Below are 6,503 nucleotides of genomic sequence, written 5' to 3'. Positions count from 1 at the left end.
CGCCGCCCAGCACCCACGACCACGGGTCGGCCCCCACCGCGTTGCCGGCCGCGGTCAGCGCGTCGTGGTCCGCGGCCAGCGCAGCGGTCGACAGATCCATCGCCACCTCCGACGCCTCGGCGACGTGCCTGAGGTCGGCGACCAGGCCGTCGGAGACGTCGATCATCGCCTGCGCTCCCCCGGCCGCCGCCGCGACGCCCTGACCGTAGGGCGGCTGGGGCACCAGATGCCGGCGGCGCAGCGAGTCGAAACCTTCAATACCCTTGCCGAACAACGCGAGGCCGGCCGCCGAGCGGCCCAGCTCGCCGGCGACCGCGATCACCGATCCCGCCTTGGCGCCGGACCGCAGCACCGGAGCGCGCCCGTCCAGATCGCCCAGCACCGTCACGGAGACCACCCACTGTGGGCAGCTGACGAGATCGCCGCCGGCGATGCCCGCGCCGATGCGGTGCGCCTCGTCCCACATCCCGCCGACCAGCCCGTCGACGGCGGCGGTCGGTGTGTCGCCGGGGGCGCCGAAGGCGACGACGAAGGCCGTGGACCGCGCGCCCATCGCCTCGATGTCCGCGGCGTTCTGGGCAATGGCTTTGCGGCCGACGTCGTGCGGACTCGACCAGTCCAGCCGAAAGTGCCGGTCTTGCACCAGCATGTCGGTCGACACCGCGGTGCGGCCGTCCCTGGCTTGGATCACCGCCGCGTCGTCGCCCGGCCCGACCACCACCTCGGCCGGCTGCCGGCGACCGCGCACCAATCGGTCGATCACCGCGAACTCACCGAGCTGCTGCAGTGTGGAATTCGATCCGTCGTCGCCCACGCCACCTCCTCCGGCGCGTCCCGCCCTGTCCGGGCCACTATCGGAGCCGCCGACCTGCGGTAAGTTGGGTTACTGCCCGCGCGAGCGGCCCGCGCCAGTTTAGAGCCCTGTCCCGATGCGGACCGCTCGCGGCCCGAGATAGGAGGTGCGCGGGCGGTGACGACCGACCCCGATACCCGCCCCGCCGTCGACGAGGGGCCGCCGCCCGCGCTGATCATCGCCGCGGTCGCCGTGGCCGTCGTCGCGATCGGGGTGATCCTGGTGATCGCGGCCAACCGCCAGGCGCCGCCGCAACCGGTCGCCGTCCCCGCGGCCCCGGCGCCCCAGGCCGACAGCCCCGCATGCCGGGCGCTGGCCGGGGCGCTGCCTCAGCGGCTCGGCGACTATCAACGCGCGCCCGTCGCACAGCCTGCGCCCCAGGGCGCCACCGCGTGGCGGGCCGGACCGGACAGCGAGCCCCTGGTGCTGCGCTGCGGGCTCGACCGCCCAGCCGAGTTCGTGGTGGGCTCTCCGATCCAGGTCGTCGACCGGGTGCAGTGGTTCGAGGTGCATCCCGAACAGCAGTCCGCCGGTGACGCGGGCAGGTCGACCTGGTACACGGTGGATCGGCCGGTGTATGTCGCGCTCACGCTGCCGTCGGGGTCGGGCCCGACGCCGATCCAGCAGCTCTCGGAACTGATCGACCGCACCATCGCGGCGGTGCCCATCAACCCGGCGCCCGCCGGTTAGCGCAAACCCACCCCGCGGGCCAACGCCGTCTCGACCATGGTCGCCAGCAGGGTGGGATAGTCCACGCCGCTGGCCGCCCACATCCTCGGGTACATCGAGATCGTGGTGAACCCGGGCATCGTATTGATTTCGTTGAGCACCGGTCCGTCATCGGTGAGGAAGAAATCGACCCGGGCCAGGCCCTGGCAGTCAATGGCCTTGAATGCCCGGACCGCCAAATCCCTGATGGCATCAGCGATGTCGTCGTCCACCTTAGCCGGCACATCCAATTCGGCTGCATCGTCGAGATATTTCGTGGCGAAGTCGTAGAACGAATCCTCACGTCCCCGCACTCCTGCTACACGGATCTCGCCCACCGTGCTGGCTTCGATTGTGCCGTCGGGCATTTCGAGCACGCCGCACTCCAGCTCGCGGCCGGTGATCGCCGCCTCAACGATCACCTTCGGATCGTGCCGGCGCGCGGCCGCCACGGCGGCCGGCAGGTCGTCCCAGCTGGCCACCCGGGTGACCCCGATCGACGAGCCGCCCCGCGCGGGTTTGACGAAGACCGGCAGACCCAGCCGCTCGCGCTCCTCGGGCTGCAGCGTCGACCGCGACGGGCGCAGAACCGCGTACGCGCCGACCGGCAACCCCTCGGCAGCGAACAGCTTCTTGGTGAACTCCTTGTCCATGCCCGCCGCGCTGGCCAGCACGCCGGCCCCGACATAGGGCACCCCGGCCAGTTCCAGCAGGCCCTGCAGAGTGCCGTCCTCCCCGTACGGGCCGTGCAGCACCGGGAACACCACGTCGACGGACGCCAGGACCTCGCCGGCCCCCGGCGAAAGGGCGACCAGTTGGCCGCCGCGGCGCGGATCGGCCGGCAGGGCCAGTTCGGTGCCCGACTGCGCGGTCACCTCGGGCAGCTCCCGGTTGCTGATGGCCAGCGCGTCCGGGTCGCCGTCGGTGAGCACCCACGATCCCTCCGGGGTGATGCCGATCGCCAGCACTTCGAACCGCTCGGGATCGAGGTTGCGCAGAATGCTGCCCGCGGACACGCACGAGATGGCGTGCTCGTTGCTGCGCCCGCCGAAGACGACGGCGACGCGCACGCGATTCCCGCTGGCACTCACAACCTAAAGAGGCTACCGGTTGCGCGGCGCTCGGGCCGGGCGGCGCCGCTGGCTGCGGTTTCGATGGCGGTCACTCGGGCTTGGTCCGGCGGCCGAGCAACAGTGCCATCGCCTCGTCCACCGACAGGCCCTTGTGGCAGACCCGGTGCACGGCGTCGGTGAGCGGCATCTCGACGTCGTAACTGGACGCGAGCGCCAGCACCGACTCGCACGACGTCACGCCCTCGACGACGTGGCCGCCGCCGGCCTGCATGGCCGACTCCATGGTGCCGCCGCGGCCCAGACGTTCGCCGAAGGACCGATTCCGCGACTGCGGCGACGTGCACGTCGCCACCAGGTCGCCGACCCCGGCCAGGCCGGCCAGCGTGGCGCCCTTGGCGCCGAGCGCTATCCCCAACCGGATGATCTCGGCCAGGCCGCGGGTGATGATCGCCGCCGCGGTGTTCTCCCCGAGCCCGACGCCGGCCGCCATGCCGCACGCGAGCGCGATGACGTTCTTGCACGCCCCGCCGATCTCGGTGCCGACGACATCACTATTGGTGTAGGGGCGGAAGTACCCGGTGTTGAGCATGCGCTGCAGCGCGACGGCGCGACCGGAGTCGCTGCACGCGACGACCGTGGCGGCGGGCTGGCATTCGGCGATCTCGCTGGCCAGGTTCGGCCCCGAAACCACCGCGACCTGAGCCGGGTCCACCCCCGTCACCGACACGATGACCTGACTCATCCGCATCAGGGTGCCCAGCTCGATGCCCTTGGCCAGGCTGACCAGGGTGGCGCCGTCGGGCACCAGCGGTGCCCACCCTTCCAGGTTGGCACGCATCGTCTGCGCGGGCACGCCCAACAGCACCGTCGTGGCGCCGGCCAGCGCCTCCGCCGCGTCGGTGGTCGCACGGATGCCCGGCGGCAGCGTTGCGCCGGGCAGATAGTCGGGATTGGACCGGGTGGTGTTGATCTGGTCGGCGATGTCGGACCGGCGCGCCCACAGCGTGACGTCGGATTCCGGCTCGCCGGCCTCGACGAGCACCTTGGCCAGCGCCGTGCCCCACGCCCCGGCACCCATCACCGCGACGGCGCCCTGCGAGCCGGTCATCCACCACCCCCGTCTGTCTTCCCAAGCGAGTTGCAGCCGCTACACCCTAGATCAGCGGAGCTCACGCGAGCTAGCGCGTCCGCCGTCGGCGGTCGCTGGCAGGATGAGATCTCATGAGCGGCACACGAGCCGACGAAGCGGGCAAGGACGTCGCCCTGATCGTCGCCGTCAAGCGGTTGGCCGCGGCCAAGACCAGGCTGGCCCCCGTTTTTTCGGCACGCACCAGGGAGGGCGTGGTGCTCGCCATGCTGATCGACACCCTGACCGCGGCGGGACGCGTTGATGCGTTGGGCTCGATCACCGTCGTCACGCCCGACGACGCCGCGGCCGCGGCGGCCACGGAGCTGGGGGCCGAGGTGCTGGCCGACCCGACGCCCGACGGGCACGGCGACCCGCTGAACAACGCCATCGCCACCGCGGAACGGGCCGTGGGCGGATTCTTCCCGAATATCGTTGTGCTGCAAGGCGATTTACCCGCGCTGCAGACACAGGAGCTGGCCGAGGCGATCGCCGCCGCGCGGCAGCACCGCCGCAGCTTCGTCGCCGACCGGCTGGCGACGGGAACCGCCGCCTTGTTCGCGTTCGGCGCCCCACTCGATCCGCAGTTCGGCGCCGATTCGTCGGCGCGGCATCGACGTTCGGGTGCGATCGAACTGACCGGCGCATGGCCGGGGCTGCGTTGCGACGTCGACACTCCCGACGATCTCGCCGCCGCGCGCCGCCTCGGGGTGGGCGCCGCGACCGCGCGCGCCCTCGCCCATCAGTGACATCGGCGCGGACCGGCGAACCTGTCCTCGCGATGAACGTCGTCCCAACGGCGAATGGATGTCCGTCGAGCGCTAGCAGCATCGGCGAGTGATAGGCGATGATCGCAGGGTGACTGAAACCGAAGCTGAGGCACGCCCCGACCAGAACTTGTGGCATCAAGGCGACTCGGCCGTGGCAGCGCCGCCCGCCGCGACGCCGTCCGCCCTCACCGACCTGCCGGAGGACCGCTACCTCAACCGCGAGCTGAGCTGGCTCGACTTCAATGCCCGCGTGCTGGCCCTGGCCGACGACAACTCGTTGCCGTTGTTGGAACGGGCCAAGTTCCTGGCCATCTTCGCGTCCAACCTCGACGAGTTCTACATGGTCCGCGTCGCCGGCCTCAAGCGCCGCGACGAGATGGGTCTGTCGGTTCGGTCCGCCGACGGACTGACCCCGCGCGAGCAACTGACCCTCATCGGTGAGCAGACGCAACGGATCGCGACCCGGCACGCGCGGGTCTTCCTCGATTCGGTGCGACCGGCGCTCGCCGAGGAAGGCATACATATAGTCACGTGGGCCGATTTGGATCAGGGTGAGCGCGACGAACTGTCGACCTATTTCCACGAACAAGTCTTCCCCGTCCTGACCCCCCTCGCGGTCGATCCCGCGCACCCGTTCCCCTTCGTCAGTGGGTTGAGCCTGAACCTGGCGGTCATGGTGCGCCAACCCGAGGAGGGCGGCCAGCATTTCGCGCGGGTGAAGGTGCCCAACAACGTGGATCGCTTCGTCGAACTGCGCGGCCCCGGACATCCGGACGACGGCGAGGGTCCCGCCATAATCCGCTATCTGCCAATGGAAGAGCTGATCGCGGCCTTCCTGCCGGTGTTGTTCCCGGGCATGGAGATCGTCCAGCACCACGCGTTCCGCATCACCCGCAACGCTGACTACGAGGTCGAAGAGGACCGCGACGAAGACCTCCTGCAGGCGCTGGAGCGGGAGTTGGCGCGCAGGCGGTTCGGGTCACCGGTGCGACTCGAGGTCGCCAACGACATGACCGAGAGCATGCTGGAATTGCTGCTGCGCGAACTGGACGTGAACCCCGGCGACGTCATCGAAGTGCCAGGCCTGCTGGACCTGTCGTCGTTGTGGCAGGTCTACAGCATCGACCGGCCGGCGCTCAAAGACCCGGCTTTCGTCCCCGCCACCAGCCCCGCCTTCGTCGACCGCGAGACGCCGAGAAGCATTTTCGCGACGCTGCGCGAAGGCGATGTGCTGCTTCATCATCCGTATGAGTCGTTCTCGACCAGCGTGCAGCGATTCATCGAACAGGCGGCCGCCGACCCGAATGTGCTGGCGATCAAGCAGACGCTGTACCGCACAAGCGGTGATTCGCCGATCGTGCGAGCGCTTATCAACGCCGCCGAGGCAGGCAAGCAAGTGGTGGCGCTCGTGGAGATCAAGGCGCGTTTCGACGAGCAGGCCAACATCCGCTGGGCGCGCGAGCTAGAGCAGGCTGGCGTGCACGTCGTCTACGGATACGTCGGACTCAAAACGCACTGCAAGACCTGCCTCGTGGTCCGCCGCGAGGGTTCGACGATCCGGCGCTACTGCCACATCGGCACCGGCAACTACAACGGAAAGACGGCGCGACTCTACGAGGACGTCGGGCTGCTGACGGCGTCTCCCGAGATCGGGGCCGACCTGACCGACCTCTTCAATTCGCTGACCGGCTACTCGCGCAAGGTCTCCTACCGCAACCTTCTGGTCGCCCCGCACGGCATTCGCACCGGCATCATCGACCGTGTGGAGCGCGAGATCGCCGCGCACCGCGAGCACGGCGGCGGCCGGATCCGGCTCAAGATGAATGCCCTCGTCGACGAACAGGTCATCGACGCGCTGTATCGCGCATCGATGGCGGACGTGCGGGTGGAGGTGGTGGTGCGCGGCATCTGCGCGCTGCGCCCCGGCGCCGAAGAGTTCTCGGAGAACATTGCGGTCCGCTCGATCCTCGGTC

At 70.0% G+C, this 6,503-nt stretch carries 6 protein-coding genes; 3 read left to right on the top strand and 3 right to left on the bottom strand.

What is annotated here, in order from left to right; translation table 11 throughout:
* The coding region (locus A9X03_RS05350; protein WP_068260013.1) for a thiamine-phosphate kinase at nt 1–814 on the bottom strand (814 nt) is incomplete at its 3' end.
* A gap of 156 nt (nt 815–970) precedes the next feature.
* On the opposite strand from A9X03_RS05350, the gene A9X03_RS05345 reads away from it, so the two are divergent.
* On the top strand, nt 971–1,543 hold the full coding sequence (locus A9X03_RS05345) for a DUF3515 domain-containing protein (protein WP_067784712.1): 573 nt from the start codon (nt 971–973) through the stop codon (nt 1,541–1,543).
* On the opposite strand, the gene A9X03_RS05340 is transcribed toward A9X03_RS05345, so the two are convergent.
* Together A9X03_RS05340 and A9X03_RS05335 are read right to left on the bottom strand one after the other, a co-directional pair.
* Nucleotides 1,540–2,652, bottom strand: coding sequence for a D-alanine--D-alanine ligase family protein (locus A9X03_RS05340; protein ID WP_067784709.1), 1,113 nt, complete (start codon nt 2,650–2,652; stop codon nt 1,540–1,542). The genes A9X03_RS05345 and A9X03_RS05340 overlap by 4 nt on opposite strands.
* Nucleotides 2,653–2,722: 70 nt before the next feature.
* Nucleotides 2,723–3,742 carry an NAD(P)H-dependent glycerol-3-phosphate dehydrogenase gene (locus A9X03_RS05335; RefSeq protein WP_067747772.1) on the bottom strand — a complete coding sequence of 340 codons (1,020 nt, stop codon included), beginning with the start codon at nt 3,740–3,742 and terminating at the stop codon, nt 2,723–2,725.
* A 113-nt stretch (nt 3,743–3,855) separates the two neighbouring features.
* On the opposite strand from A9X03_RS05335, the gene cofC reads away from it, so the two are divergent.
* Nucleotides 3,856–4,509 (top strand): 2-phospho-L-lactate guanylyltransferase, encoded by a 654-nt coding sequence (gene cofC / locus A9X03_RS05330; RefSeq protein WP_067784706.1) that lies wholly within the window; start codon nt 3,856–3,858, stop codon nt 4,507–4,509.
* Nucleotides 4,510–4,597: 88 nt separating this feature from the next.
* Nucleotides 4,598–6,503, top strand: a 1,906-nt coding sequence (locus A9X03_RS05325; protein WP_067784722.1) for an RNA degradosome polyphosphate kinase, incomplete at its 3' end; no start/stop codon positions are given.

The sequence above is a fragment of the Mycobacterium sp. E1715 genome, assembly GCF_001667625.1.
GTDB lineage: Bacteria > Actinomycetota > Actinomycetes > Mycobacteriales > Mycobacteriaceae > Mycobacterium.
This window is presented reverse-complemented; position numbering and strand designations above follow the sequence as displayed.

What these genes read in the sequence shown, in the direction of transcription:
- A9X03_RS05335 (WP_067747772.1), bottom strand. Translation starts at nt 3,742, where the DNA reads ATGACCGGCTCGCAGGGCGCCGTCGCGGTGATGGGTGCCGGGGCGTGG.
- cofC (WP_067784706.1), top strand. Translation starts at nt 3,856, where the DNA reads ATGAGCGGCACACGAGCCGACGAAGCGGGCAAGGACGTCGCCCTGATC.